The following is a 25,065-nucleotide window of genomic DNA, read 5'->3' on the forward strand; positions in this document are numbered from 1 at the left end:
CCTCGATCCACCGCACCCCTCAACTGTCCCTATTTTCACTGTCTCACCGAAGGGGTCCACTCCACGAACGCTTCTGCGGCGCGGCTGCGTCCACAGCCCTCCCCTCGGTGTTGGCGGTTCCCTGCGTTTCTGCGCCGCCATTGCCGCATTTCAAGAGCATAGTCTTTCGGCGACCTCGGATTTCGGAGGGTTCGGCATGGAAAAGCTGTTTGCACCGGAGGAGACTCGGGAACTCATTCGCGGATGGATCGTCCACGCGAGGAAGGGCTGGAAAAAGCAGGAGAAGGCCGCCCGCCGGCTCGAGTCACAGTACCGCAGCATGGGCGTTGCCAGCGTCATACTCTCTGCGATCGTGGGGGCTTCCTTGTTTTCGTCGCTCGAGGCGGAATATGCGCCGTGGGGCAGGATCGTCGCGGGCTTCGTGTCCGTCGCAGCCTCGGTGTTGGCCAGCCTGGTCACCTTTCATCGATTTGAAGAGAGGACGGAGCGGCACCGGTCGGCCGGCGTCGGCTTCAAGACGGCCCTCAGGGAGCTCGAGAAGCTGCATGTGGCGCACAGCGTCGCGACGCCGGGCCCAGGCAGCATCGACCGGATCCAGCAGGAGCTCGGCGATCTTGGGAAAATCGAGCCGGTGGTTCCGGAGGACATCAACCGCGCCGTGGAGAAGGACTTCCGGGTTTACCGCTTCGTGCCCAAGGCAGAGGACCTGCGTGCGGAGGGGAAGGCGCGGAGCCGGGATGAAAGCCGGTCACCGGAGCGAAACGGCGGCACCGTCACAGCAATTTAAGCCAATTCGGCGACAGCGCATTTCAGCGGCTTTCCGTGTCAGCGCCGATAGGGCGGCGGCTCCAGCTTGGCCGGCGTCGGGTTCGCCAGCACCCAGGCCACCGCCAGCTCGGCCAGGCGCGCGGTGTTGCTGGAGCTGCGAGGGAGATGGGCCGTGATGCCGGCGATCTCCGAGACGTCCGCCGGCGGCAGCGGATGGCCCGTCCGCACATGCCCGAGCAGCGCCTCGGCCATGCTGCGGTAATCCGCGTCCCAGTTGACGCCGCCATTGCGATCGAGCTCGTCCGAGATGCGGCCGGCGATCCGGATCACCTCGCCCTGGACCGTGGCCGCGGGACCGACCCCCGGGACCAGCAGCTCCCACAGCTCCTGGTGCTGCTCCTGCCATCGGGTCGCCCGGACGGCGATCGGCGAGCGGCCGTCGTGCAGGGTGCGGCGGGGAACCGGTGGGACGTCGAACAGCGCGTAGAGCCGGTCCAGCGCGGCGCTGGCAGCGTCGACGGAGTCCGGGTTGAAGTTGCCGCGCTGGAATTCGAAGCGCTTGCCGATGTCCTCGATCCACCCATTCATCCGGGTCGTCCTGCGGGCGCCCGCGGCGAGAAGGGCTTCCGCCAGCGGGGCCATCTGCTCCAGGTTGACGTTGCTGCAGCCGCGCAGCGCCAGCTCCAGCGGGGTCAGGCCGTCCTTGTTCGGGGCGTCGGCCCGTGCTCCTCGGGCGAGCAGCAGGCGGGCGTTGGTGACGATGTAGGACGCCGCTGCCGCATGCAGGGGCGTGCCGACCGAAGCGGTGGCGCTGTCGATGTCGGCTCCCAGCTCCAGCAGGACCTCGATGCGGCCGCGCCAGCTGCGCGACCGGGTATGAAGCGGCGTGTTGCCCCGGCTGTCGGTTGCCGCAAGGTCGGCGCCCGCGGCCACCAGCCAGCGCGCGAGCTCGTCCGGGCAGGCGGCGAAGGCCAGCGCGGTCTGTTTGGCATAGCCGCCGCGGGCGTCCGGCTCGCAGGTCTCGAACACGGCCTTCAGCGCCGCGAGGTCGCCGCTTGCGAGCAAGTCTTCGAAAGTCTTCGGCAGCAGCTTCTTCAGGGCTTTGGCCATCGGCAGCCTCGACGTCGGGATCTCGCGATTCGGCAAGGTTCCATGAAAAGAGCCGCCATGGCGAGCCCCGGCCCTGGTCCGACGCGACCTCCAGACACGGTCTCCGGTCGAAAAACCGCAGGCCGGCCATTCCACAGCGCCGTCGGATGGCTTGGGCGGCGGCAATGGTCTTTGCCTCGCCGCGGGAGTATAATTCGGTCTGGTTCCCGGGTCCGAAAGCGCATCACGGGCAGGCCAAAGCCAGCCTGCTGGAATCGCCCGCAGCAGGTCCGCACCGGTCGACCATCAAAGCTCCAGATGCTGGCCGGGTCCGGCTTCGGCGGTCACCCAGGAAAGGGCCCGGGATGGCAAGCCTCCGGCATGTGCCCATGCCTGTCGTGCCCTGGAAGTGGACGTGCAAAAAACACTGACAATCGTGTCCCGGGACAATTTGATCCCGGGAATAATTTGACGGGGAGAAAAGCCATGGAGACTATCAATCGCAGATCAACACTGGCGCTCAGTCTTGCAATGGCCGCAACGCCGCTGATCACCTCGGCGACACCGGCCGCAGCGCAGACTTACGGTCCCAATGAGGGCAAGGAGATCGGGCCCGGCGTCAGAGTTGTGGCGCTTGGTGAGCGGGCTTCGAATATACCGGCTTATAAGACGGTGAAGCTGCGCGATGTCGTGATTCAGCCCGGGGCGAAGACGCCGGACAACGTGATGATGAACGACATGGTCTGCCACATGACCGAGGGAGAGCTTTCGGTCGTTCAGAACGAGAAGAAATTTGTGGTCAAGAAGGGCGATGTCTGGACCTGCGCGAAAACCGATACGACCGAGGGCACCCAGAACTCCGGCAGTACCGTCGCGATCATGCGCATTATCGATTTGTTGACCATGTGATAACCGCGACAGCGGCCAGGCTCGCCCCGGCCGCTGTCGCACTCACCGAGAACTGCCCCTGATTATCGTGTCTCACCCAAAGGGTGCACTTCACCTGCCGCAATGGCATCACCAACCCGACCTGTCACCAATTATCCCGTCTCACCTCAGGGGGCAGTCCAGCCCACCTGTGCTCGCTCCGGCGCCCACCCTCTGCTCCCCATGGTGACGAAGCCACCTCCCGCCCGGTACCTGGGCCTGGATCGAGACGTCCAGCGCCGAGGCCGGCTCGTCCGCCACCGCCTTCGGCCGCAGCATCCCAACGGGATTCTGTCTTAGCTCTTGATAAACGCTCTCCACTTGTTCTCGGCATCCGCATAACGCCGGGAGAACTCGTCATGAAGGTTGTTGCAGAACTTGGGCAGGTTCGCCTCGGGGACGGACGCCAGCATCTCGTCCATCCTTTTCTGGCCGGCCAGCTTGGCCTCGGTGATGGCCGCGGAGGTCAGGAAGGCGTCGACCCGATCCTGGTCTGCCGCAGGCAGAAAGGCCCGGATCGCCGTCTGATAGACGCCCTGGTCGTCGACCGTCGGCAAAGGGGCGAGGGCGCCGCATCGCGACCGGTTGTAGCCCGCCACGGCATGGGCCGCGGTCAGATACTCCCTGACCAGGGCATTGGACTGTGGGTCCGAGACCAAGGGCGGCGGGCCTTCCGCCCGGGCCACCGCGCAGGCGAGGACGCATGCGCCGGCCACAGCCATGCCGAGGATCCCCGGCGTCAATGATCCTCGTCGCTGTGCCATCGCCTCCATCCTCGCAGGATGCCTGCCCCCCCTACCCCACCATCTCCGCATGGTGACAAGCCACCTCCCGTCCATCCACCGGCCGCAGCTCCGGCCGCTCCACGCTGCACACATCCGTCGCATACGGGCACCGGCGGTGAAAGGCACACCCCGGCGGCGGGTTCAGAGGCGAGGGCAGCTCGCCCTTCAGCACCACGCGCTCGGCCCGCTTGTCCGGGTCGACGAACGGCGTCGAGGCCAGCAGCGCCTTGGTGTAGGGGTGGCGCGGATGGCGGAAGATCGCCTCCTTGGTGCCGTGCTCCACCGGCCGGCCCAGATACATCACCACCAGGTCGTCGGCGATGTGCTCCACCACCGACAGGCCGTGGCTGATGAACAGATAGGCCAGGCCGAACTCCTCCTGCAGGTCCATCAGCAGGTTCAGCACCTGGGCCTGGATCGAGACGTCCAGCGCCGAGACCGGCTCGTCCGCCACCACCACCTTCGGCCGCAGCATCAGCGCCCGGGCGATGGCGATGCGCTGGCGCTGCCCGCCCGAGAACATGTGCGGATAGCGGTCGTAATGCTCCGGCCGCAGGCCGACCTTCGACAGCATCGCCTCGGCCGCCTGCCGCCGCTCGGCCGACTTCATGTCGGTGTTGATCTTCAGCGGCTCCTCCAGGATCGCGCCCACCTTCTTGCGCGGGTTCAGCGAGCCGTAGGGGTCCTGGAACACGATCTGCACCGCGCCGCGCAGGCGGCGGCGCTGCGCCCGGTCGGCGGTCGCCACCGGGATGCCGTCGATGGTCAGCTGGCCCTCGGTCGGCGGCTCGATCATGGTGACGACGCGGGCGAGGGTGGACTTGCCGCAGCCGCTCTCGCCGACCACGGCCAGGGTCTTGCCGGCCTCCAGCGAGAACGACATCTCGGTCAGGGCGCGCAGCGTCCGGGCGGCCTTGAAGGGCGAGGTCTTGACCTCGTAGAAGCGGCTCAGCTGCCGCGCTTCGACGACCGCCGTCACGCGCGGATCTCCTGCAGGGGGTTGAAGCAGCGCGTCCGCCCGTCGCGGTCGGGCGTCAGGTCAGGGTGCTGGGCCCGGCAGCGGTCCAGCACGTTGCGGCAGCGCGGGTTGAACAGGCAGCCGGCCGGCCGGTCATAGGGGCCGGGCACGACGCCGGGGATGGTCGGCAGGCGCTTGTGGCCGGTGCTGCGCTCCGGCAGCGCCTCCAGCAACGCGCCGGTATAGGGGTGGCGCGGCCGGCCGAACAGCCCGCCGACCATGCGCTCCTCCACCAGCTCGCCGGCATACATCACGTTGACCCGCTGCGCCGTCTCGGCCACCACACCCATGTCGTGGGTGATCAGCACCAGCGCCATGCCCTGGTCGCGCTGCAGGTCGGCCAGCAGCTGCAGGATCTGGGCCTGGATGGTCACGTCCAGCGCCGTGGTCGGCTCGTCGGCGATCAGCAGCTTCGGCCGGCAGGCGATCGCCATGGCGATCATCACCCGCTGGTTCATGCCGCCCGACAGCTGGTGCGGGAAGGCGTCCACCCGGGTCTCCGGCGCCGGGATGCCGACCTGGGCCAAGAGCTGGATGGTGCGGTCGCGGCGGGCGCGGCGGCTGCCGCCCTCATGCACCTTCAGCGTCTCCATGATCTGGAAGCCGACCGTGAAGCACGGGTTCAGGCTGGTCATCGGCTCCTGGAAGATCATCGCCATATCCTTGCCGATGATCTTGCGGCGCTGGCGCACCGACATCTTCAGCAGGTCGTGCCCGTCGAAGCTCAGGTGGTCGGCCGTGACCTTGCCGGGGAAGGCGACGAGCCCCATCAGCGCCAGCATGGTCACCGACTTGCCGGAGCCGGATTCGCCGACGATGCCCAGGATCTCGCCGGAATCGATCGACAGGTCGAGGCCGGAGACGGCACGGAACGATCCCTTGCCGGCCGGGAACTCGACCGTCAGGTTGCGGATGTCGAGCAGGGCCATGTCAGCGCTTCAGTCTCGGGTCCAGGGCGTCGCGCAGGCCGTCGCCCAGCAGGTTGAAGGCCAGCACCGTGATCAGGATGGCGAGGCCGGGGAAGGTCACCACCCACCAGGCGCGCTGCAGGAACTGCAGCGACGAGGCCAGCATGGTGCCCCATTCCGGCGTCGGCGGCTGGGCGCCGAGGCCGAGGAAGCCGAGCGCCGCGGCGTCCAGGATGGCGGTGGAGAAGCCCAGCGTCGCCTGCACGATCAGGGGCGCCATGCAGTTCGGCAGGATGGTGGCGAACATCAGCCGGAACGTGCCGGCGCCGGCGACGCGCGAGGCGGTGACATAGGGCCTGCGGATCTGGCTCAGCACCGCGGCGCGCATCAGCCGCGAGTAATGCGGCAGGGTGACGATCGAGACCGCGACCATGGCGTTGACCAGGCCGGGGCCGAGGATGGCGACGACGACGATGGCCAAGAGCAGGCTGGGCAGCGCCAGCATGATGTCGAGCAGGCGCATGATCGCGGTGTCGACGATGCCGCCGAAAAAGCCCGCGGCCAGGCCCAGCAGCAGGCCCAGGGCCAGCGACAGCGTGACCACGATCAGGCCGATCATCATCGACAGCCGGGCGCCGTGGATCAGGCGCGAGAGGATATCGCGGCCGATGTCGTCGGTGCCCAGCGGATAGGCCAGCGTGCCGCCATCCTGCCAGAACGGCGGCACCAGGAAGGCGGCGCGGTCCTGGTCGATCGGCGAATGCGGCGCGATGACATCGGCGAAGATCGCGACCAGCGCGATCAGCACGATCACGATCAGCCCGGTCAGGGCGCCCTTGTTGGCGCTGAAGGAGCGCCAGAATTCCAGGAACGGGCCGGGCGGCTTCGATACCGAGGCCGGGGTCGGGGCGTAGGTGGTCAGCACCGGATTGCTGCCAGCGGTGAAGGGCTTGTTGGGATCGGGGTTGACGGTCATCGGCTTACTTCACATGCCGGATGCGGGGGTCGAGCAGGCCATAGGCCAGGTCGACCAGGAGGTTGACGACGATCACCAGGGTGGCCACCAGCAGCACGCCGCCCTGCAGCGTCGGGTAGTCGCGGCGGTTGATCGCCTCGACCAGCCATTTGCCGACGCCGGGCCAGGCGAACACCGTCTCGGTCAGGATGGCGCCGCCCAGCAGCGTGCCGACCTGCAGGCCGATCACGGTGACCACCGGGATCAGCGCGTTGCGCAGGGCATGCAGCCCGATCACCCGCTTGACGCCCAGGCCCTTGGCCCGGGCGGTGCGGATATAGTCCTCGCTCAGCACCTCGAGCATGGCCGACCGGGTCATGCGCGCGATCACCGCCAGCGGGATGGTGCCCAGCACGATGGTCGGCAGGATCAGGGCGCGCAGGGCCGAGACGAAGGCGCCCTTCTCGTCCGACATCAGGCTGTCGATCAGCATGAAGCCGGTCTTCGATTCGACATAGTACATCGCCGAGATCCGGCCGGAGACCGGGGTCCAGCCCAGCCCGACCGAGAAGATCAGGATCAGCAGCAGCCCCCACCAGAAGATCGGCATCGAATAGCCGGTCAGGCTGGCGCCCATGATGCCGTGGTCGATCGGCGATGATCGGTTGGTGGCGGCCAGGATGCCGGCGGGGATGCCCAGCACCACGGCGAAGATCATGGCGCAGAGGCCCAGCTCCAGCGTCGCCGGGAACAGCTTCAGGAACTCGCTCAGCACCGGCCGCCGGGTGGTGGTCGAGGCGCCGAGGTCGCCCTGCAGCACCTGGCCGATATAGGAGAAGAACTGCACCGACACCGGCCGGTCCAGGCCCATCTCGTGCATCAGCTCGGCGTGGCGCTCGGGCGTGATGCCGCGCTCGCCGGCCCGGACCTGCACCGGGTCGCCGGGCACGGCCCGGATCAGGAAGAAGCTGAGGGCGGTGATCCCCAGGAAGGTGACCGCCGCCATGGCGACGCGGGTCAGGATGAAACGGAGCATGATGCCATCGGGTAACGGATGCCGGGCCGGAAAAGACTCGGGCGGAGGAGCAACCCCCTGCTCCCCCGCCCGGCTCCCCCATACCTCTCTTTATTCAGTGATGTCGACGCCGCTGAAGTCGTGGCGGCCGAACGGGCTGATCACATAGCCCGAGACCTCCTTGCGGGTCGGCTCGAACACCACCGAATGCGCGATCGGCAACCACGGCGCCTGGTCGTGGAAGATCACCTGGGCCTGCTCATACAGCTTGGTGCGCTCGGCCTGGTCCGAGATCGACTTGGCCTTCTTGATCAGCGCTTCGAAGTCCTGGTTGCACCATTTTGCAATATTCGAGCCGCCTTCCCGCGCCGCATCGCAGCCCAGCAAGTTGTTCAGGAAGTTGTCGGGGTCGCCGTTGTCGCCGGTCCAGCCCAGCTGCGCCATCTGGTGCTCGCCGGCCTGGGCCCGCTTCCGGTATTCGCCCCATTCGTACGAGACGATCTTGCTCTTGATCCCCAGCTTCTCCAGGTCGGACTGGATCAGCTCGGCGATGCGCTGGGCGTTCGGGTTGTACGGGCGCTGCACCGGCATCGCCCACAGGTCGGTCTCGAAGCCGTTCGGGTAGCCGGCATCGGCCAGCAGCTTCTTCGCCGCCTCGGGGTCGTACTTATACTCCGGGACGCTGTCGTTGTAGGACCAGATGGTCGGCGGGATCGGGTTCTTCGCCGCCTGGCCGGCGCCCTGGTACACGGCGTCGAGGATCGCCTTCTTGTTCACCGCCATGTTGACGGCCTGGCGCACGCGCACGTCGTCGAACGGCTTCTTGGTGACGTTGAAGGCCAGGTAGCCGGTGTTCAGCCCCGGCTGGGTCAGCACGTTCAGCGCCGGGTCCTTCTGCATCGCCGGCACGTCGGCCGGGTTCGGATACGGCATGACGTGGCATTCGCCGGCCTTCAGCTTGGCATAGCGCACCGCCGCGTCCGGGGTGATGGCGAAGACCAGGTTGTCGATCTTCTCCTTGCCGCTCCAGGCCTGGTCGAAGGCCTTGTAGCGGATCAGCGCGTCCGGCTGGTACTGCACGAACTGGAACGAGCCGGTGCCGATCGGCACCTGGTCGACCTGCTCCGGCGTGCCGGCCTTCATCATCGCATCGGCGTATTCGGCCGACAGGATCGACGAGAACTCCATCGCCAGGTCGGCCAGGAACGGCGCCTCCGGCTTGGTCAGGGTGAACTTCACCGTGTTGTCGTCGACCTTGTCGATCGACTTCAGCAGCTCGGGGAAGCTCATGTCGTTGAAGTAGTCGTACGACCCGCCGGACACCTTGTGGTACGGGCTGTCTTCCTTCCACATCCGGTTGAAGGTGAACAGCACGTCGTCGGCGTTGAAGTCGCGGGTCGGCGTGAACTTGTCGTTCGAATGCCACTTCACCCCCTTGCGGAGGTGGAAGGTGTACACCGTGCCGTCATCCGAGATGTCCCAGGATTCGGCCAGGCCGGGCTCGGTCTTGGTCGAACCCTTGGTGAACTCGACCAGATGGTCGTAGATCGGGCCGGACGCGTCGAAGCTGGTGCCGGTGGTGTTAATCTGCGGATTGAAATTCTCCGGGCTGCCCTCGGAGCAATAGACCAATGTCTTGGCTTCGGCGGACACCGCCGCCCCCGCGACGAGGACAAGCGCCATCGCCGTGGCGGACAGGAAGCGGGACATGAAACTCTCCCCTATGGTGATCCTTCGGCCCGGGCTTGCCGCATAGCTGTATTGCCCAAACCGTGGGTTGCAGGGGATTACCGCAGGGGCAGGGGGTGATGTCAACTGGCCGGTTATGTCCGGCAAATTGAATCAGTTCCCAAGTTAGGCCCGCTGGATCGCGTCCTCCGGCGGATCGTAACTTGGGCGGGCCGAAACGAAACGGACGGGAAAGCGCGCATCGGCTTTCCCGTCCGTTTGTTGCTTGACGTTGCTGTTACTCGGCGATGTCGACGCCGCGGAAATCGTGCAGCCCGACCGGGATGATCTTGTAGCCGGTGACCTCCTTGCGGATCGGCTCATAGACCACCGAATGGGCGATCGGCAGCCACGGGGCCTGGTCGTGGAAGATCACCTGGGCCTGCTCGTACAGCTTGGTGCGCTCGGCCTGGTCGGCGGTGGCCTTGGCCGTCTGGATCAGCTTCTCGAAATCCTGGTTGCACCACTTCGCGATGTTGCTGCCGCCCTCGCGCGCCGCATCGCAGCCCAAGAGGTTGTTGAAGAAGTTGTCCGGGTCGCCATTGTCGCCCGACCAGCCCATCTGCGCCATCTGGTGCTCGCCGGCCTGGGTGCGCTTGCGATATTCGCCCCATTCGAACGAGACGATCTTGGTCTTGATCCCGACCTTGGCCAGGTCCTCCTGCATCAGCTCGGCGATGCGCTGGGCGTTCGGGTTGTAGGGGCGCTGCACCGGCATCGCCCACAGGTCGCTCTCGAAGCCGTTGGCCAGGCCGGCCTCGGCCAGCAGCTTCTTCGCCGCCTCCGGATCGTATTTGTAGTCCTGGATGCTGTCATTGTAGGACCAGATCGTCGGCGGGATCGGGTTCTTCGCCGCCTGGCCGGTGCCCTGGTACACCGCCTCCAGGATCGCCTGCTTGTTCACCGCCATGTTGACGGCCTGGCGCACGCGGACGTCGTCGAACGGCTTCTTGGTGACGTTGAAGGCCAGGTAGCCGGTGTTCAGCCCGGGCTGGCTCAGGACGGTGAGGTTCGGGTCCTTCTCCATCGCCGGCAGGTCGGCCGGGTTCGGATAGGGCATGACGTGGCATTCGCCGGCCTGCAGCTTGGCGTAGCGCACCGCCGCGTCCGGGGTGATGGCGAAGACCAGGTTGTCGATCTTCTCGCGGCCGCTCCAGGCCTGGTCGAAGGCCTTGTAGCGGATCAGCGCGTCCGGCTGGTACTGCACGAACTGGAACGGCCCGGTGCCGATCGGCACCTGGTCGACCTGCTCCGGCGTGCCGGCCTTCATCATCGCATCGGCATATTCGGCCGACAGGATCTCGGCGAAGTTCATCGCCATGTTGGCGATGAACGGCGCCTCCGGCTTGTTCAGGGTGAACTTGACCGTATAGTCGTCGACCTTGTCGATCGCCTTCAGCAGCGCCGGCATGCCCATGTCGCCGAAATAGTCGTACGACCCGCCGGACACCTTGTGGTACGGGCTGTCCTCCTTCCACATCCGGTTGAACGAGAACAGCACGTCGTCGGCGTTGAAGTCGCGCGTCGGCGTGAAGTTTTCGTTGGAGTGGAACTTGACGCCGTGGCGCAGGTGGAAGGTGTAGACCGTGCCGTCGTCGGACACGTCCCAGGATTCGGCCAGGGCCGGCACCACCTTGGTGGTGCCCTTCTCGAAGGCCACCAGCCCGTCATAGACCGGCAGCGCCGCGTCGAAGCTGGTGCCGGTGGTGTTGATCTGCGGGTTGAAGTTCTCCGGGCTGCCCTCGGAGCAATAGACCAGCGTCTTGGCCTCGGCCGACGCGGCGCCGGCCGCCAGGATCAGCGCCAGCGCCGTGGCGGACAGGAAGCGGGACATGGGGGTTTCTCCCTACGAATCGAGATGCCGCCACGCTACTCCTGGATGTCGACGCCGCGGAAGTCGTGGATGCGCACGGGTGTGATGACGTAGTTCAGCACCTCCTTGCGGATCGCCTGGTACTCGACGGAATGGGCGATCGGCAGCCACGGCACCTGGTCGTGGAAGATCACCTGGGCCTGCTCGTACAGCTTGGTGCGCTCGGCCTGGTCGGCGGTGGTCTTGGCCTTCCGGATCAGGTCTTCGAAAGACCGGTCACACCACTTCGCAATGTTTCCGCCCCCCTCCCGCGCGGCGTCGCAGCCCAGCAGGTTGTTGAAGAAGTTGTCCGGGTCGCCATTGTCGCCGCCCCAGCCGAACTGCGCCATCTGGTGCTCGCCGGCCTGGGCCCGCTTGCGGTATTCGCCCCACTCATACGACACGATCTTCGCCCGGATCCCGACCTTGGCCAGGTCTTCCTGCATCAGCTCGGCGATGCGCTGGGCGTTCGGGTTGTAGGGCCGCTGCACCGGCATGGCCCAGAGATCGGTGTCGAAGCCGGCGGCCAGGCCAGCATCGGCCAGCAGCTTCTTTGCCGCCTCGGGGTCGTATTTATAGTCCTGGATGCTGTCGTTGTAGGACCAGATCGTCGGCGGGATCGGGTTCTTCGCCGGCTGGCCCGCACCCAGATAGACCGCGTCGAGGATCGCCTGCTTGTTCACCGCCATGTTGATGGCCCGGCGGACGCGGACGTCGTCGAACGGCTTCTTGGTGACGTTGAAGGCGAGATAGCCGGTGTTCAGGCCCGGCTGGCTGACCACCGTCACCGCCGGATCCTTCTCCATCGCCGGCAGGTCGGCCGGGTTGGGCGAGGGGATCACCTGGCACTCGTTGGCTTTCAATTTGGCGTAGCGGACCGAGGAGTCCGGGGTGATGGCGAAGACCAGCGTGTCGATCTTCTCCCGCCCGCTCCAGGCCTCATCGAAGGCCTTGTACCGGATGATCGCATCCGGCAGGTACTGCACGAAGCGGAACGGCCCGGTGCCGATCGGGATCTGGTCCACATCCTCCGGCGTGCCGGCCTTCATCATCGCATCGGCATATTCCGCCGACAGGATCTGGGCGAAATTCATCGCCATGTCGGCGATGAACGGCGCCTCGGGCTTGGTCAGGGTGAAGCGGACCGTGTAGTCGTCGACCTTGTCTATCGCCTTCAGCAGCGTCGGCATGCCCATGTCGCCGAAGTAGTCGTAGGACCCGCCGGAGACCTTGTGATAGGGGCTGTCGTCCTTCCACATCCGGTTGAACGAGAACAGCACGTCGTCGGCGTTGAAGTCGCGGGTCGGGGTGAAATTCTCGTTCGAATGCCACTTCACGCCCTTCCGCAGATGGAAGGTGTAGACAGTGCCGTCGTCCGACACGTCCCAAGCCTCGGCCAGGGCCGGCACCACCTTGGTGCCGCCGCGCTCGAACGCCACCAGCCCGTCATAGACCGGCACCGAGGCGTCCAGGCTGGTGCCGGTGGTGTTGATCTGCGGGTTGAAGTTCTCCGGGCTGCCCTCGGAGCAATAGACCAGCGTCTTGGCCTCGGCCGACGCCGCTCCGGCCGCGAGAACGAGCGCCAGCGCCGTGGCGTTCAGGAAACGTGACATGAAGCTCTCCCGGTTATGGTTCGTGATTGGTGGTGTTATGCCGCCCGGTCCGGATACAGCCCGGCCAGGCCTTCGCGGCTGGCGGGGCAGACGCCGCGCTCGGTGATCAGGCCGGTGACGTAGCGCGCCGGGGTCACGTCGAAGGCCCAGTTCGCCGCGGCGCTGCCCTCCGGCAGGATGCCGACCGTCTCCAGCCGTCCATCCGCGGTGCGGCCGGTGATGTGGCTCAGCTCGCGCGCGTCGCGCTGCTCGATCTCGATGCCGCGGATGCCGTCCGCCAGGGTCCAGTCGATCGTGGTGTAGGGCAGGGCGACATAGAACGGCACGCCGTTGTCATGCGCCGCCAGCGCCTTCAGATAGGTGCCGATCTTGTTGCAGACATCGCCGGTGGCGGTGGTGCGGTCGGTGCCGACGATGCACAGGTCCACCATGCCGTGCTGCATCAGATGGCCGCCGACATTGTCGGCGATCACCGTGTGCTTCACGCCGTGGCGGCCCAGCTCGAAGGCGGTGATGCTGGCGCCCTGGTTGCGCGGCCGGGTCTCGTCGACCCAGACATGCACCGGCAATCCGCTGTCATGCGCCAGGTAGATCGGCGCCAGGGCGGTGCCCCAGTCGACCGTGGCCAGCCAGCCGGCGTTGCAGTGGGTCAGCACGTTCAGGCGCTCAGGCCGGCCCTTCTTCTCCCAGATCTCGCGGAACACGGCCAGGCCGTGCTCGCCGATGGCGCGGCAGGTGGCGACGTCGTCGTCGCAGATCTCGGCGGCGCGGCGATAGGCGGCGGCGGCGCGCTCCGCCGGTTTCAGGGCCGCCACCTGGCCGCGGACATCGTCCAGCGCCCAGCGCAGATTGACCGCGGTCGGGCGGGTGGCCAGCAGCCGGTCATAGGCCGCGGCCAGGGCGGCGTCGGACGGGTCGGCGCGCAGCGCCAGCGCCAGGCCGTAGGCGCCGGTGGCGCCGATCAGCGGCGCGCCGCGCACCTGCATGCTGCGGATGGCATGGGCCGCCTGGTCCTCGCTCTCCAGCACCACCGTCTCGAAGCCATGCGGCAGCTTGGTCTGGTCGATGATGACGACGCGCCAGCCATCCTCGGCCGGCCAGATGGTGCGGTACGGAGTTCCGTCGATCTTCATGGCTCAACCCTCGCGGAAGACGGTCTCGGCCGCATGGCGCAGATCGGCCGGGCCGGTGAAGCGGTCGCGTTCGACCAGGAAGGCGCGGGCCAGGCGCAGCGCCTTGGTCTCGCAGGCGGCGCGCCGGTCCGGGTCGGCGATGGTCTCGAGGTCGGCGACATGGGCCAGCCCCAGGATGCGGCGGACCATCTTGGCGCCGGCGAAGCCGACCGTGTCGCGGAACAGGCGGGCCATGGTGGCCTTGCGGTGGGCGTCCAGCGCCAGGGCGCCGTCGCCGTCCGCAAACAGGCCGCGGTCGAAGGCGTCGCCCGTGCCCTCGGCCCGCCACAGCTCCAGGAAGCGCTTCTGGAATCCGGCCCAGATTGCCTCGGCCTGCACCAGCAGCCAGCTGCGGTAGTCGGCGCGGTCGTCCGCCGCCGTCGCGTGGCCGTCCTGGGCGAAATAGGCCAGGAAGAAATTGGCCAGCAGGGCGCCGACATCGAAGCCCATCGGGCCATAGAAGGCGAATTCCGGGTCGATGGCGCGGCTGTCGGTCTCGGTCACCATGATCGACCCGGTGTGCAGGTCGCCATGCACCAGCGCCTCGGCCCGGGTCAGGAAGGCCCATTTGAGCTCCTGCACCGCCACCTTGGCGGCGGCATCGGCGCGGAACTCGGCGGCGATGCCGTCCAGCTGCGGCGAGGTCCAGCGGTTCAGCTTGGCGATCCGGTAGGGATCGGTGAACACCAGGTCCTCGGTGATCCTGCACAGCGCGGTGTTGCCGCAGAACGGCGCCATCTTCGCCTTCTTCGCGGCGGCGGGCGCGTGCAGGTCGGAGGTCTTGAACAGCGTCTGGGCCAGGAACTCCGCCATATGCCCGGCCAGCAGCGGATAGCGGGTGCCGGCGATCAGCCCCTTGCGCAGGATGATGTGCGGCGTCAGCCACTCCATCACGATCAGCGCCATGGCGGGGTCGAAGTGGAACAGCTTCGGCAGCAGGTGCGGCACGTGGCTCGCCTGCTCGGACAGGGCGTGCCATTCATACCAGGCGCGGTCCAGCGGCAGCGGCCAGCTGTCGCCGACCAGCCGGACATAGGGCAGGGCCTGCTTGACCACCATGCCGCCGGTGGATCCGCGGACGATGAACACCAGGTTCAGATTGCCGTCGCCGACCTCGGTGACGTGCCAGCCGGCCGGATCGCCGCCCAGCCGGTCGCGGATCGCGGGCAGGCCGGCCAGATAGGGGCGGATCAAGGCCTCGTCCAGCGGCCGGTAATTCGGGCCGCCGGTCAGCCGGCTCTCCTCACTCATGCTTCAGTCTCCGCCGACACTCTGTATTCTCCAGGCGGGCGGAGTGTCGGAAGCCGGCTCCCCTGCTGTCAAGCCACAGGGAGGACCGAATCATGCAGACCGTTCCGCACAACCCGACCGACGGCATCTATCCGGCCACGCCCGACTACATCCATGCGCTGGAGGTGCGGCAGCCGGACCGGATCCTCTACGTCGCCGGCACCATGGGCCTCGACGCCCAGGGCGTGCCCGGCGCGACGCTGGAGCAGCAGCTGGCGCTGATCTGGTCGAACATCCGCATCATCCTGGCCAGTGCGGATATGACGGTCCGCAACATCGTGCGGATCACCAGCTATCTGCGCGACCCGGCCTATGCCGAGGCCAACCAGGCCGCCCGCATCGCCGCGCTGCAGGGCCATGTGGTGCCGACCACGGCGCTGGTGGCGCAGACGCTGTCGCCGGACTGGCTGGTGGAGATCGAGGTGATCGCGGCTGGGTGAGCGGGGCCGCTCACCACTCCAGCCGGACGTTGCGCCCGGTAGCAGAGCTCTCGATCGCGGCCTCGATCACCCGGACCACGTCGCGGCCGTCGCGCGGGTCGACCGGCGGCGGCGCGCCGTCGCGCACCGCGGCGACGAAGCCGTCATAGAAGGCGCCGTAGCGCCCGGGCGCGATCGCCAGGCGCTGCGTCTCCGCCACGCCCGCCTCGCGCCCGACGGTCAGCCAGCCGGTCTCCGGCCCGGTCTGGACCGTGCCGGCGCGCAGATGGTCCTCCTGCGGGTCGATCTCCAGCTTGCGGAAGGTGGCGCGGTCGCCCTGCACCACCAGCCGCGCCCCGGGCTCGGCCACCAGGATGCGGCAGCGCAGCAGCGCCCGCACGGGGCCGAAGCCGAGGGTGAAGATCGCGTCGTCCACCGCCTCGGCGCCGGGGCGGATGGCGCGCAGCTCCGCCCGGACGAACTCCGGCCGGCCGAACAGCACCAGCGCCTGGTCGATCAGATGCGACCCCAAATCGTAATGCAGCCCCGATCCCGGCACCGCCTGCTCGCGCCAGCGCACCCGCACGGTCGGGCGGTAGCGGTCGTAGTTGGATTCGAAGGACAGCACACGGCCCAGGCGGCCCTGGGCGATCAGGTCGCGCAGGGCCAGGAAGTCGCCGTCCCAGCGCCGGTTGTGGAACACGGTCAGCACCCGCCGCCGCTCCGCCGCCAGGGCGATCAGGTCGTCGGCCTCGGCCGCGGTCACCGTGACCGGCTTGTCGACCACGACATGCTTGCCGGCCTCCAGCGCCCGGCGGGCCACGTCGTGGTGGCTGCCGCTCGGCGTCGCCACCACCACCGCCTCCACCGACGGGTCGGCCAGCAGGGCGTCGACCGTGACGATGGGCAGGCCGGGCGGCGCGTCGGTCACGCTCTCCGGGTTCCGCACCGCCGCCGCGGCCAGCTCGGCGCCCGGGCAGACGGAAATCAGCGGGCCGTGGAAGACGCGGGCGGCGGGGCCGTAGCCGATCAGTCCGATACGAACGGGCGTCATGCGATGCGTGCTTCCGTTCCGGCGTCGAACACCACGGCCTTGCCCATGTCGAACACCAGCCGGCTGCGCTGGCCGGCCCGGGCCTCGGCGTCGGGCCTGAGGCGGGCCAGTACCTCCTTGCCGCCCATCTCGACCACCGCGATCAGGTCCGGGCCCGTGGGCTCGGTCACCTCGATCAGGCAGTCGGCCGCCAGCACCGGGCCGCCGCCGCTGACCGCGCCCTGCGGGTCGGTGATGTTCTCCGGCCGCAGGCCCAGGATGATCTCGCGCCCGGCGGCGCCGCGCAGCCCGTCATTGGCCGGCAGCGGCAGCACGATCTCGCCGTCCTGCAGCCGGTCGATCGCGGCGTGCGGGCCGCCATTGTGGTCCACCACCTTGGCCTTGATCAGGTTCATCGGCGGCGACCCCATGAAGCCGGCGACGAAGGTGTTGGCCGGCCGGTCATAGATCTCCCGCGGCGTGCCCAGCTGCTGCAGCTCGCCGGCCCGCATCACCGCGATCCGGGTGGCCAGCGTCATCGCCTCGATCTGGTCGTGGGTGACGTAGACGATGGTCGATTTCAGCCGTTGGTGCAGCTTCTTGATCTCGGTCCGCATCTCCACCCGCAGCTTGGCGTCGAGGTTCGACAGCGGCTCGTCGAACAGGAACACCTTGGGGTCGCGCACCAGCGCCCGGCCCATCGCCACGCGCTGGCGCTGGCCGCCGGACAGCTGGCTGGGCTTGCGCTTCAGCAGATGCTCCATCTGCAGCAGCCGAGCGACATCGGCGATCGCCTTGGCCCGCGCCTCCTTCGGCACGCCGCGCATCTCCAGCCCGAAGCCGATGTTCTGCTCGACCGACATGTTCGGGTACAGGGCGTAGGACTGGAACACCATGGCGATGTCGCGGTCCTTCGGGTGCAGCTCGTTCACCCGCCTGCCGTCGATGGCGATGGTGCCGTCCGAGATGGTGTCGAGCCCGGCGATCATGTTGAGCAGCGTGGACTTGCCGCAGCCGGACGGGCCGACCAGCACCAGGAACTCGCCGTCATCGATGTCGATATCGATGCCCTTGAGGATCTCGATCGCGCCGTAGCGCTTGATCACGTTCTGGATCGTAAGCGATGCCATGGTGCGGTTATCCCTTCACCGCGCCCGCCATCAGGCCGCGCACGAAATAGCGGCCGGCGAGCACATAGACGACCAGGGTGGGCAGCGCGGCGATGATCGCCGCGGCCATGTGGACGTTGTATTCCTTCACTCCGGTCGAGCTGTTGACGATGTTGTTCAGCGCCACGGTTACCGGCATGGCGCTGCCGCCGCCGGCGAAGGACACGCCAAACAGGAAGTCATTCCAGATGTTGGTGAACTGCCAGATCACCGTGACCACGATGATCGGGATCGAGTTCGGCAGCAGGATCCGCCAGAAGATGCGGAAGAAGCCGGCGCCGTCGATCATCGCCGACTTCACCAGGTCGTTGGGGAAGGCGGCGTAGTAGTTGCGGAAGAACAGCGTGGTGAAGCACAGCCCGTAGACCACATGGACGAAGATCAGTCCGGGGGTAGAGGAGGCGAGGCCCAAGAGGCCCAGCGTCCGCGCCATCGGCAGCAGCACGATCTGGAACGGGATGAAGCAGCCGAACAGGATCAGGGCGAAGACGATGCCGTCGCCCTTGAACCGCCATTTGGTCAGCACGTAGCCGTTCAGGGCGCCAAGCACGGCCGAGATCGCGACCGCCGGCACGGTCATCAGGATCGAGTTGAGGAAATAGCCTTTCAGCCCCTCGCAGGTCAGGCCGACGCAGGTGGTGCTCCAGGCGCTGATCCAGGGCTCCAGCGTCGGGTTCGGCGGCAGCGACAACAGGTTGCCGGCGCGCACCTCGTCCAGCGTCTTCAGCGAGGTTACGATCATGACGAAGAGCGGGAACAGGTAGATCAGCGCGAACAGGCCGAGGATGGCGAACAGCAGCCAGCGCAGCGCCACCGACAGGCCCGAGCGCGGGCCGGGGACCATGAGTGCAGCGTCAGTCACGGCGACCACCCCGCAGCTCGGAGTAGAGATAGGGCACGATGATGGCGCTGATCGTCGCCAGCATGATCACGGCGCTGGCGGCGCCCAGGCCCATCTGGTTGCGGGTGAAGGTCAGGCTGTACATGTACAGGGCCGGCATCCAGGTCGAGGTGCCGGGGCCGCCCGCGGTCAGCGCCATCACCAGGTCGAAGCTCTTGATCGCGAGATGGGCCGAGACCACGAAGGCCGACAGGAACACCGGCCGCATCAGCGGGATGATGATCCGCCGGTAGGTCTGCGGCAGCGTGGCGCCGTCGATCGCTGCCGCCTTCAGGATGTCGCTGTCGACACCGCGCAAGCCTGCCAGGAACATCGCCATGACGAAGCCGGAGGATTGCCAGACCCCGGCGATGACGATGGTGTAGATCGCCATGTCGCCATTGATCAGCCAGTCGAAGGTGAAGCTGGTCCAGCCCAGGTCGTGCATCAGCTTGTCGAGGCCGAGGCCCGGGTTGAGGATCCACTTCCAGGCGGTGCCGGTGACGATGAAGGAGATCGCCATCGGATACAGGTAGATGGTGCGCAGCGCCCCCTCGATCCGGATCCGCTGGTCCAGCAGGATCGCCAGCAGCAGGCCGATCGCGGTGCTGATGCCGATGTAGAGGACCCCGTAGATCGCCAGATTGACCAGCGAGATGGTCCATTTCGGGTCGGCCCACAGCTTCTCGTACTGGAGGAGGCCGACCCAGCTGTCGAGGCGCGGCATCATCGTCGAGTTGGTCATCGACAGATACAGCGTGAACAGGATGAAGCCGTAGACGCAGACGATGGTCACGGCGAAGGACGGCGCCAGAACGAGCTTGGGCAGGATCGTCTGGAGCCAATCGAAGGGGGATCGGCGACCCGCGGCGGCGGGCTCGGAGATCACGGCCATCGGCAGGCCCTCGGAAATGCAGGGGCGAAAATGCGGCGGGGGCCGGCGACCGGCCCCCGCGCGCGGGTTACTTGGCGAGCGCCACCGCGTCGACCAGGGCCTTCGCCGCATCGGCGGAGGACTGGGTCGAGTTGAAGAAGTTGGTGACGACGTCGTAGATCGCGCCCTTGACCGCGGCCGGGGCGGCGTGGCCGTGCGCCAGGCTCGGCAGCATCCCGCCCGTCGCCTTGAAGGCGTCGCGGTCGGCCATCGACTTCTGGCCGCAGCTGTCGAACTTGTCCGGCTTGACCTCGGTGTTCGCCGGAATCGACCCCTTCACCAGGTTGAAGCTCTCCTGGAAGCTCGGGCTCTCGATGGCGCTGGCCAGCTTCAGCTGCGCGTCCTGCCGGGCCTTGTCGTCCAGGCTGAACATGGCGAACTGGTCGCTGTTGAACAGGAACGCCTTCTCGCTGCCCGGATAGGGCACGCAGACGATGTCGACGCCCGGCTTCAGCCCGGCCTTGATGAACTCGCCCTTGGCCCAGTCGCCCATCACCTGCATGCCGGCCTCGCCGTTGATCACCATGGCCGAGGCCAGGTTCCAGTCGCGGCCGGAGAAGTTCGGGTCGACCCAGCCGCGCAGCACGCGCAGCTGGTCGAGCGCCTTCTGCATGGTGTCGCTGCCCAGCGCCTCGGGGTCGAGGTCGACGAAGGCCTTCTTGTAGAAGTCGTTGCCGCCGACGGCGACGACGATGGCGTCGAAGGTGGTGGCTTCCTGCCAGGGCTGGCCGCCATGGGCCAGCGGCGTGACGCCGGCGTCCTTGAACTGCTTGGCCAGGGCCTGGAACTCGTCCCAGTTGGTCGGCGCCTTGCCGCCGACCTTGTCGAGCAGCTTCTTGTTGATCCAAAGCCAGTTGGTGCGGTGGATGTTGACCGGGGCCGCGACCCACTTGCCCTCATAGGTCGAGAAGGCCTGGATCGCCGGCGGGATATGGTCGGCCCAATGCTCCTTCTCGGCCAGCGGGGTCAGGTCGGCCAGCACGCCTTCCGACGCCCAGTCATGGACAGACAGGCCGAGCAACTGCACCGAGGTCGGCTTGTCGCCGGCCGTCACCCGGGCCCGCAGCGCGGTCATCGCCGCATCGCCGCCGCCGCCGGCCACCGGCGCATCCTTCCACGACACGCCTTCCTTCTGCAGCTGTTCCTTCAGGACGTTGAGGGCGGCCGCCTCGCCGCCGGAAGTCCACCAATGCATCACCTCGACCTCCTCCTTGGCCTGCGCGGCCGCGGAGGGGGCATAGGCCGCGGCCGTGAGAGCCAGCAGGCTCGCCGCCGTCGCCGTCAGATACGTCTTGAGCATTCCCTGTACCTTCTCCTGTTCGACGCCTGCGCTGTGTGCACAGGCATTCTCCGCCGTCGAACGCGGCGGATCTTGGTGGGGCCAGGCCCGAACCTCGACGTTCCAGCCGAACCAAGCGGTCCGGCAGCGTACCGACTCCATACGCCAAGCGGCCAGGGCTGCGGAAGCCGAATCCCTTTGTCTGACGAATGTTTACGGGTCGAAGCTCAATCAATCGGGAGGGCTTTCGCAGGCGCAAGATGCGGCTATGCGGCAAGGCCTAGGCGGTCTAGTTGCGCCATTGAAGATGACCAAGGCGGCTCCGTCCATCTCGCCAAGTACGGCGGATGTGATCTCAGTATGCGAATTATCAAATGATGTAATAGATCACATAGACGAAATATTTTTTGCCTTATCAAATGATAGCGGCGGCGAAGCGGAACGGCCCTTTATGCCGTCTTCGACGGCCTATGCCGTACGAATGACGATCGATGCAGCGGAATTCTGGCTGAATTTTGGCGGAACATGGCAAACGGTCGAGGGGTTCATCATCAGTTCACACCGAAGCGGCAATCGATCGTCTGATCATTGCGCATCATCCGGGCCGGAGGCCGAAGGTCTCGAGTCCGAAGCAGGAGAGACTTTGCCCGCGCCGCCGACGGCCAAGGGCAGGAAAGGGTGGAGAATGACGAACAGGATCGAAGGGGCCGCGTCCGCCAGCTTCACGTCCCTGGTGTCGCCGCGGATGCCGGACCTCCGGCGCTATGCGGCGTCGCTGACGCGCGACCCGGTGGATGCGGAAGATCTGTTGCAGGAGACGCTGATGCGCGCCTACTGCAAGCTTCATCTCTGGCAGCCCGGAACCAACCTGATGGCGTGGTTGGTGGTGATGATGCGCCGGATCTTCCTGTCGAAATTCGTCGGCCCGGCCAAGCGCGCCACCAGTCAGTTCCCGATCGAGGACTGCGAGATCGCGGTTCCGGTCAATCAGGAGCAGAGGGTGGAGATCGCCCGGGTCCAGGCCTCCTGGCCCCAGCTCAGCCATGATCATCGCGAGGTGCTCGAGATCGTCGCGGTGGGCGGTGCCTCCTATGACGAGGCGGCCACCACGCTCGGCGTCCCGGTCGGCACCATCCGGTCCCGCCTCGGCCGGGCGCGGCAGAGCCTGCGGCAGCTCAGTGGCGTGCACTGAGCGGAAGGCCATTGTGGACGGAAGGGCGCCCTCGGGGCGCCCTTTCCGCGTCAGAGACCGTCTGGAAATGCGCTGGCGTGAGTCGGCTGGCGGTGGTTTCGAGAACCGGCGCGCAGCGGACATTGGTCCGTGAGCACCGGAAGCTTCGAGTCCGCCGTCAGACGGCCGCGCCAGCAGCATTTACAAATGGTTTCTCACCCTTCCGCCAGCTCCGCCGGCAGCTCACCGAGGCGCGCCAGGATCACCGGCTCCTCCGCCGCATCCGGATCCGGGCGGAGCTCCTGCCGGGCCAGGATGACGCCCTCCGTGCGACCCCGCGCCAGCAGCCGCGCCGCATGCTCCTCGGCCCGGCGCCGGCTGGCGAAACTCTGCTCCGCCAAGCGATGCCATCCGCCGCGCCGCCGCTCGCGTCCGCGCGCGAAGCCGATCACCACATAAAGGGCGGCCTTCACCGGCGACGGCATGTCGTCGGACAGCGGCGCTGCAATGGCGGGGGAGGGCGGCACGGCGGCGGGTGGCGAAGGCGCCGGGGGCGGCTCCGGGGCGATCACGGCCGCGGGCTCGGTCGCCTCCGCCGGCGCGGGCGGCGCGGGTGGCGCCACCTCCGGCAGCAGCGGCTGGGCCACCGCCGCCACTGACCTGTCCGGCCGTCCGGCAGGCCGGGGACGAGCCGGCGCGGCCGGTCTGGCCCCGATCGGCCCGAGCGCGAAAGCCAGTTGCTGGATATGCCCCATGACGGTCCAGGTCGTGATGGACGATTTGGAACGAATATAGAACATAAGCTCGATCTGTCGAGTCCGAACGTGGCGCCGGCGCCTCGACTAAGCCCGGCTCAGGACACCCTGGAGCGGTCGGGGCTGGCGATCGGAGTCCAGCGCGCCAACGAACAGGCCGGCGTAACGCAGCTTCCGGCGTGCGCCCGCCCCCAGGAACCGGCGAAACTGATCGACGAAGCCGGCGTCCCGCCATGCGGCCTGCTGCTGCAGCGTGCGGAACGCAGCGAGGTCCTTCTCTTCCGCCAGGATCGCTTCGATGGCGTCGGGTCCGACCGCACGGATGAGCTCGTCTTCCAGGTCGCGGTCGCAGACGAAGAAGCCTGCGCTTTCGAGGTCGCTGCGCGTATCGGGCTGCGCGTAGCCGGCCCTCGCCAGTTGCCGGCAGAAGTGCCGCTCTTCGGCAGCATCGCACAGGCCGCTGACGCGCAGCCCGGCGCCGGTCGGCCCGAAACGGGCGAGGAACTTCGACACCGACCGGGCGCCACCGATCGGCACCACGACCACGCCCTCTGCCGCCAGGTCGCGCGCCTGGAGGCTTGCCAGGGTCTCGACGGCGATCTGATCGCTGATCCCCTCGACCAGCACGATGGACCGGGCGTGTTCGGCGCGTTCCAGCGCATCCGCGGTTGCCCGCAGCGGCGCATCGGCCCCGCTCGCATATCCGGGAACGGAACGCTCCCGGCGTCGCACGCCCCTCGATCGCGTCGGCGCCATATCCACGGCCCTGCTGGCCAACCCGGCCACCCATATGTTCTGACAGGCGCGGCAATCGTATACATCCCGGGAGCCGCCTGGCTACGAATGCCTCTGCCGTTTGCGAAACCTTTTGAAATTCCCCAATCCGTCATCCCCCGCAAAAGCGGGGATCTCGCAACGCTTCGATCGGCAAAAGATTCCCGCTTTCGCGGGAATGACGACGAAGGGATGGGCCGTTGTTCTGAAGAGGCCTCGCACACCGCGGGTCAAGCCGGGGAGGAGAGGCAACGATCAAGCCCCAACGCGTGTGCGGACGAGATGTACGAATCCAACAGGCTACGGATGAGAGGCTCGAATGAGCCTGTCCGGTCTCATGGACGAACACCTGCCGATGAGGAATCAAACCCCATCGTCTGGCTGGAGGCGCAGCACCGGTCCGGCCGCGCCCCGCAGCGGCCGGACGCTGGGCTCAGCGCTTGGTCTTCTTTTCGCTCGGGCGGGCGGCGCGCTGGCGGCCGGGCCGGCTGGCCCGGGCGACGCGGGCCGGACGGCCGGAGCCGAGGCCCTGGCGCTTGGCGTCCGCCGACTTCGCCTTGGTGTAGTTCGGCGCCGTCAGCGGATAGTCCGCCGGCAGGCCCCAGCGCTCCTTGTACTGCTCCGGGCTCAGCCCGTAGGTCGCCCGCAGCCAGCGCTTCATGGTCTTGAAGCGGCGCCCGTCCTCGAGGCAGACGATATAGTCCGGCGTCACCGAATCCTCGATCGGCACCGCCGGGACCGGGGGCGTCGCATCCACCGCCCGCCCGTCATGCTCGGCGCCGGACCCTTCGGCCGGGATGAGGCCGTCGGCCCCATCGATCGGCAGGTCGCTCTCGCCGTCGACCATCGCGCCCTGGGTGGCGCTGAGCGTGGTGTAGACGTTGCGGATCAGGTCGAGAAGGCTCTCGCTGTCGAGCGTGTTCCGGGACACGTGGGCGACAACGATCTCTTTGGTGAACCTCAGGATCTCGGTTTCGCTTGGGCGGGCCATGCTGCTCTTTCTTAGTGAACGATCCGTCCGGGGGGCGAGGCGCGATTGAATTTGCGGCCGCCGAAGGATTCGAATCGCCTCCCTCCACTGGATGGCTAAAATCTAAGTGCAATTTTAAGATGTTTGGTGCGATTTCCGCAAGATGATAACGCAAAGCTTTTCGATCCAGGTACTGCGGCACAAAGTACCGGTTCCGGGCCCGCAGAGCGGCCGATAGACGCCTTCCAACACCCTCCCATCCTTGCGACATTGCAGCGCGTAGGTTGTGCCGTGGGGCGTGGAGAGGACGGAAATCAACTCCATCCGTCGCGTGTCGTCGGTGAATTCGACCACTGCCTGCAGATCTCAAAACCTTTATATCGAAATCTTGGCATATTTTTCCGGCTTCCGCAATGCATGGTCTCGAAAAGTTCCATCCGGACAGAATCCACGGAGATTCCGGCATTGCCGATCGTTGAGCCACCTATCGGCGGCGGCTGGCCCTCAGCTCTTCGATTTAAAATGGTCCTCCGCAATAGTTTTTAAGGATTAACCTGATCG

The 25,065-nt window shown here is 67.1% G+C and carries 23 protein-coding genes; 4 read left to right on the plus strand and 19 right to left on the minus strand.

Annotated elements, in window-relative coordinates; translation table 11 throughout:
* Positions 1–196: 196 nt before the first annotated feature.
* Positions 197–787: a DUF4231 domain-containing protein gene (locus tag FFK22_RS32910; RefSeq protein WP_138887468.1), complete on the plus strand. Its 591-nt coding sequence runs from the start codon at positions 197–199 to the stop codon at positions 785–787.
* A 38-nt stretch (positions 788–825) separates the two neighbouring features.
* Here FFK22_RS32910 and FFK22_RS32915 read toward each other — a convergent pair whose 3' ends face one another.
* Positions 826–1,878, minus strand: a complete 1,053-nt coding sequence (locus FFK22_RS32915) for an ankyrin repeat domain-containing protein (RefSeq protein WP_138887469.1) — start codon at positions 1,876–1,878, stop codon at positions 826–828.
* Between the two features lie 465 nt (positions 1,879–2,343).
* Here FFK22_RS32915 and FFK22_RS32920 point away from each other — a divergent pair, with 465 nt between their 5' ends.
* On the plus strand, positions 2,344–2,766 hold the full coding sequence (locus FFK22_RS32920; protein ID WP_138887470.1) for a hypothetical protein: 423 nt from the start codon (positions 2,344–2,346) through the stop codon (positions 2,764–2,766).
* Between the two features lie 314 nt (positions 2,767–3,080).
* On the opposite strand, the gene FFK22_RS32925 is transcribed toward FFK22_RS32920, so the two are convergent.
* The 10 genes from FFK22_RS32925 to mtnK form a co-directional block, all read right to left on the minus strand.
* Complete coding sequence (locus tag FFK22_RS32925; RefSeq protein ID WP_138887471.1) at positions 3,081–3,506, minus strand: hypothetical protein; 426 nt, start codon at positions 3,504–3,506, stop codon at positions 3,081–3,083.
* A gap of 73 nt (positions 3,507–3,579) precedes the next feature.
* Entirely contained in the window at positions 3,580–4,548 is a 969-nt protein-coding gene (locus tag FFK22_RS32930) for a peptide ABC transporter ATP-binding protein (RefSeq protein ID WP_138887472.1), read from the minus strand.
* Positions 4,545–5,516 (minus strand): ABC transporter ATP-binding protein, encoded by a 972-nt coding sequence (locus FFK22_RS32935; RefSeq protein ID WP_138887473.1) that lies wholly within the window; start codon positions 5,514–5,516, stop codon positions 4,545–4,547. Before FFK22_RS32935 ends, FFK22_RS32930 begins: the two co-directional genes overlap by 4 nt.
* Position 5,517: 1 nt before the next feature.
* Positions 5,518–6,471: an ABC transporter permease subunit gene (locus FFK22_RS32940; protein ID WP_138887474.1), complete on the minus strand. Its 954-nt coding sequence runs from the start codon at positions 6,469–6,471 to the stop codon at positions 5,518–5,520.
* A 4-nt stretch (positions 6,472–6,475) separates the two neighbouring features.
* On the minus strand, positions 6,476–7,486 hold the full coding sequence (locus FFK22_RS32945; protein ID WP_138887475.1) for an ABC transporter permease subunit: 1,011 nt from the start codon (positions 7,484–7,486) through the stop codon (positions 6,476–6,478).
* A 90-nt stretch (positions 7,487–7,576) separates the two neighbouring features.
* Positions 7,577–9,175, minus strand: a complete 1,599-nt coding sequence (locus FFK22_RS32950) for an ABC transporter substrate-binding protein (RefSeq protein ID WP_138887476.1) — start codon at positions 9,173–9,175, stop codon at positions 7,577–7,579.
* Between the two features lie 256 nt (positions 9,176–9,431).
* Positions 9,432–11,027, minus strand: coding sequence for an ABC transporter substrate-binding protein (locus tag FFK22_RS32955; RefSeq protein WP_138887477.1), 1,596 nt, complete (start codon positions 11,025–11,027; stop codon positions 9,432–9,434).
* Between the two features lie 35 nt (positions 11,028–11,062).
* A complete protein-coding gene (locus FFK22_RS32960; protein ID WP_138887478.1) occupies positions 11,063–12,658 on the minus strand; it encodes an ABC transporter substrate-binding protein in 1,596 nt (531 codons plus the stop codon).
* A 35-nt stretch (positions 12,659–12,693) separates the two neighbouring features.
* Positions 12,694–13,791: an S-methyl-5-thioribose-1-phosphate isomerase gene (mtnA, locus tag FFK22_RS32965; protein WP_138887479.1), complete on the minus strand. Its 1,098-nt coding sequence runs from the start codon at positions 13,789–13,791 to the stop codon at positions 12,694–12,696.
* A gap of 3 nt (positions 13,792–13,794) precedes the next feature.
* Positions 13,795–15,081, minus strand: a complete 1,287-nt coding sequence (mtnK, locus tag FFK22_RS32970) for an S-methyl-5-thioribose kinase (protein ID WP_138887480.1) — start codon at positions 15,079–15,081, stop codon at positions 13,795–13,797.
* Between the two features lie 92 nt (positions 15,082–15,173).
* Here mtnK and FFK22_RS32975 point away from each other — a divergent pair, with 92 nt between their 5' ends.
* Complete coding sequence (locus tag FFK22_RS32975; protein WP_138887481.1) at positions 15,174–15,560, plus strand: RidA family protein; 387 nt, start codon at positions 15,174–15,176, stop codon at positions 15,558–15,560.
* A 10-nt stretch (positions 15,561–15,570) separates the two neighbouring features.
* On the opposite strand, the gene FFK22_RS32980 is transcribed toward FFK22_RS32975, so the two are convergent.
* The 5 genes from FFK22_RS32980 to FFK22_RS33000 form a co-directional block, all read right to left on the minus strand.
* On the minus strand, positions 15,571–16,593 hold the full coding sequence (locus FFK22_RS32980) for a Gfo/Idh/MocA family oxidoreductase (protein WP_138887482.1): 1,023 nt from the start codon (positions 16,591–16,593) through the stop codon (positions 15,571–15,573).
* The gene (locus tag FFK22_RS32985) at positions 16,590–17,702 is read right to left on the minus strand and encodes an ABC transporter ATP-binding protein (RefSeq protein ID WP_138887483.1); all 1,113 of its coding nucleotides are present in this window, start codon (positions 17,700–17,702) and stop codon (positions 16,590–16,592) included. Before FFK22_RS32985 ends, FFK22_RS32980 begins: the two co-directional genes overlap by 4 nt.
* 7 nt (positions 17,703–17,709) lie before the next feature.
* Positions 17,710–18,585, minus strand: a complete 876-nt coding sequence (locus FFK22_RS32990) for a carbohydrate ABC transporter permease (RefSeq protein WP_138887579.1) — start codon at positions 18,583–18,585, stop codon at positions 17,710–17,712.
* Positions 18,586–18,595: 10 nt separating this feature from the next.
* Positions 18,596–19,516, minus strand: coding sequence for a carbohydrate ABC transporter permease (locus FFK22_RS32995; protein ID WP_138887484.1), 921 nt, complete (start codon positions 19,514–19,516; stop codon positions 18,596–18,598).
* A 67-nt stretch (positions 19,517–19,583) separates the two neighbouring features.
* The gene (locus tag FFK22_RS33000; protein ID WP_138887485.1) at positions 19,584–20,855 is read right to left on the minus strand and encodes an ABC transporter substrate-binding protein; all 1,272 of its coding nucleotides are present in this window, start codon (positions 20,853–20,855) and stop codon (positions 19,584–19,586) included.
* Positions 20,856–21,315: 460 nt separating this feature from the next.
* On the opposite strand from FFK22_RS33000, the gene FFK22_RS43365 reads away from it, so the two are divergent.
* Positions 21,316–22,026 (plus strand): sigma-70 family RNA polymerase sigma factor, encoded by a 711-nt coding sequence (locus tag FFK22_RS43365; RefSeq protein ID WP_186002783.1) that lies wholly within the window; start codon positions 21,316–21,318, stop codon positions 22,024–22,026.
* A 194-nt stretch (positions 22,027–22,220) separates the two neighbouring features.
* On the opposite strand, the gene FFK22_RS43370 is transcribed toward FFK22_RS43365, so the two are convergent.
* The 3 genes from FFK22_RS43370 to FFK22_RS33020 form a co-directional block, all read right to left on the minus strand.
* Entirely contained in the window at positions 22,221–22,661 is a 441-nt protein-coding gene (locus tag FFK22_RS43370) for a hypothetical protein (protein WP_186002784.1), read from the minus strand.
* A 186-nt stretch (positions 22,662–22,847) separates the two neighbouring features.
* Positions 22,848–23,492 carry a TOPRIM nucleotidyl transferase/hydrolase domain-containing protein gene (locus tag FFK22_RS33015; RefSeq protein ID WP_221939028.1) on the minus strand — a complete coding sequence of 215 codons (645 nt, stop codon included), beginning with the start codon at positions 23,490–23,492 and terminating at the stop codon, positions 22,848–22,850.
* Positions 23,493–23,967: 475 nt separating this feature from the next.
* Positions 23,968–24,525, minus strand: a complete 558-nt coding sequence (locus FFK22_RS33020) for a MucR family transcriptional regulator (protein ID WP_138887487.1) — start codon at positions 24,523–24,525, stop codon at positions 23,968–23,970.
* Positions 24,526–25,065 lie beyond the last annotated feature (540 nt).

The organism is Mycobacterium sp. KBS0706, assembly GCF_005938675.2.
Classification (GTDB): Bacteria; Pseudomonadota; Alphaproteobacteria; order DSM-16000; family Inquilinaceae; genus Inquilinus.

Excerpts from the sequence above, each read along its gene's own strand:
- FFK22_RS43365 (WP_186002783.1), top strand. The coding sequence starts at position 21,316 with ATGACGATCGATGCAGCGGAATTCTGGCTGAATTTTGGCGGAACATGG.
- FFK22_RS32990 (WP_138887579.1), bottom strand. The coding sequence starts at position 18,585 with ATGGTCCCCGGCCCGCGCTCGGGCCTGTCGGTGGCGCTGCGCTGGCTG.
- FFK22_RS33020 (WP_138887487.1), bottom strand. The coding sequence starts at position 24,525 with ATGGCCCGCCCAAGCGAAACCGAGATCCTGAGGTTCACCAAAGAGATC.
- FFK22_RS32945 (WP_138887475.1), bottom strand. The coding sequence starts at position 7,486 with ATGCTCCGTTTCATCCTGACCCGCGTCGCCATGGCGGCGGTCACCTTC.
- FFK22_RS32940 (WP_138887474.1), bottom strand. The coding sequence starts at position 6,471 with ATGACCGTCAACCCCGATCCCAACAAGCCCTTCACCGCTGGCAGCAAT.
- FFK22_RS32985 (WP_138887483.1), bottom strand. The coding sequence starts at position 17,702 with ATGGCATCGCTTACGATCCAGAACGTGATCAAGCGCTACGGCGCGATC.
- mtnA (WP_138887479.1), bottom strand. The coding sequence starts at position 13,791 with ATGAAGATCGACGGAACTCCGTACCGCACCATCTGGCCGGCCGAGGAT.
- FFK22_RS32910 (WP_138887468.1), top strand. The coding sequence starts at position 197 with ATGGAAAAGCTGTTTGCACCGGAGGAGACTCGGGAACTCATTCGCGGA.
- mtnK (WP_138887480.1), bottom strand. The coding sequence starts at position 15,081 with ATGAGTGAGGAGAGCCGGCTGACCGGCGGCCCGAATTACCGGCCGCTG.
- FFK22_RS32995 (WP_138887484.1), bottom strand. The coding sequence starts at position 19,516 with ATGGCCGTGATCTCCGAGCCCGCCGCCGCGGGTCGCCGATCCCCCTTC.
- FFK22_RS32955 (WP_138887477.1), bottom strand. The coding sequence starts at position 11,027 with ATGTCCCGCTTCCTGTCCGCCACGGCGCTGGCGCTGATCCTGGCGGCC.
- FFK22_RS33000 (WP_138887485.1), bottom strand. The coding sequence starts at position 20,855 with ATGCTCAAGACGTATCTGACGGCGACGGCGGCGAGCCTGCTGGCTCTC.
- FFK22_RS32915 (WP_138887469.1), bottom strand. The coding sequence starts at position 1,878 with ATGGCCAAAGCCCTGAAGAAGCTGCTGCCGAAGACTTTCGAAGACTTG.
- FFK22_RS32935 (WP_138887473.1), bottom strand. The coding sequence starts at position 5,516 with ATGGCCCTGCTCGACATCCGCAACCTGACGGTCGAGTTCCCGGCCGGC.
- FFK22_RS32920 (WP_138887470.1), top strand. The coding sequence starts at position 2,344 with ATGGAGACTATCAATCGCAGATCAACACTGGCGCTCAGTCTTGCAATG.
- FFK22_RS32950 (WP_138887476.1), bottom strand. The coding sequence starts at position 9,175 with ATGTCCCGCTTCCTGTCCGCCACGGCGATGGCGCTTGTCCTCGTCGCG.
- FFK22_RS32925 (WP_138887471.1), bottom strand. The coding sequence starts at position 3,506 with ATGGCTGTGGCCGGCGCATGCGTCCTCGCCTGCGCGGTGGCCCGGGCG.
- FFK22_RS32975 (WP_138887481.1), top strand. The coding sequence starts at position 15,174 with ATGCAGACCGTTCCGCACAACCCGACCGACGGCATCTATCCGGCCACG.
- FFK22_RS32980 (WP_138887482.1), bottom strand. The coding sequence starts at position 16,593 with ATGACGCCCGTTCGTATCGGACTGATCGGCTACGGCCCCGCCGCCCGC.
- FFK22_RS32960 (WP_138887478.1), bottom strand. The coding sequence starts at position 12,658 with ATGTCACGTTTCCTGAACGCCACGGCGCTGGCGCTCGTTCTCGCGGCC.